This is a genomic window from Variovorax cryoconiti, from assembly GCF_051216395.1.
GTDB lineage: Bacteria > Pseudomonadota > Gammaproteobacteria > Burkholderiales > Burkholderiaceae_C > Variovorax.
The window spans coordinates 1-1,138 of sequence record NZ_JBPJZI010000052.1; the positions used below are offsets into that span (position 1 = coordinate 1).

General features: G+C 66.5%; 2 protein-coding genes. Both read left to right on the plus strand.

Annotated elements, in window-relative coordinates; all coding sequences use genetic code 11:
* Nucleotides 1-695 (plus strand): phospholipase domain-containing protein (locus ACSFA2_RS25635; protein WP_435458143.1); only part of this gene is annotated, 695 nt, incomplete at its 5' end.
* On the plus strand, nt 689-1,138 hold a 450-nt coding region (locus tag ACSFA2_RS25640; RefSeq protein ID WP_435458144.1), incomplete at its 3' end, for an amidohydrolase family protein. The genes ACSFA2_RS25635 and ACSFA2_RS25640, both read left to right, overlap by 7 nt.

The following is a 1,138-nucleotide window of genomic DNA, read 5'->3' on the forward strand; positions in this document are numbered from 1 at the left end:
CGTTGACGCAGGTGCCGCTGCCGCTCGATCCCCAGTTGCCGAACCAGCCCACCGGCACGCGTCCCTCGCGCGCCCTGCCGTACGAACTGCACACCAGCGCCCTGGCCGATGCGGTCGGCGGCAAGCTCAAGCTGCTGTTCTCCAACACCGGCAAAGCGGCCGCCGTGTTCCATGTCTACGACAAGCTTCATCTGGACCGCCTGCCGCGCCGCTACATGGTCGAGGCGGGCAAGACGCTCGACGACACCTGGGCCGCGATGACCGACGACGCTGGTGCTTACGACCTGTGGGTGCTCGGGCCCAATGGCTTTCATCGCCACTTCAAGGGAAACCTCAACGCGGTGCGCACGAGCAATGCCACGCCCGAAGTGCGCGTGTGCTACGACATCGCCAACGGCAACGTCTACCTGACCATGCGCAACGACGGCAAGACGGCGTGCAGGTTCACCATCAACGCCAAGGCCTATCGCAACGACGGTCCGTGGACCGCAAGCGTGAATGGCGGTGCGAGCGTGGACCAGCACTGGGATCTCGCTGCCAGCGGCCAGTGGTACGACTTCGCAGTCACCTGCGATGCTGACCCGGCCTACTACCGCCGCTTCGCCGGCCGCGTGGAAACCGGCAAGCACACGGTGAGCGACCCGGCCATGGGCTTGCCCGACCTCCGAGCCCCGGCAAGAATGCCGGCATGCTGATGATTCTTCGACATGCCGACGTTCTGCTCACCATGGACGCCGCCCGGCGTGAAATCGCCGACGGCGCCGTGGTGTGCGACGGCCCCGCGGTGGCTTGGGCGGGCCCCACGGCCGACCTTCCCGTCGCGTATCACGAGGCGCTGCGCAACGGCCAGGCCGAGGCCATCGACATGCACGGCCATGTGGTGATGCCGGGCCTGGTCAACACGCACCACCACATGTACCAGAGCCTCACGCGCGCGGTGCCCGAGGCGCAAGACGCAGAGCTGTTCGGCTGGCTCACTAACCTGTACCTGCTGTGGGCACGCCTCACACCCGAGATGATCCGCGTGTCGACGCAGACCGCGATGGCCGAGCTGATGCTCTCCGGCTGCACCACCACCAGCGACCATCTCTACCTGTTTCCCAACGGCTCGAAACTCGACGATTCGATCGAGGCGGCC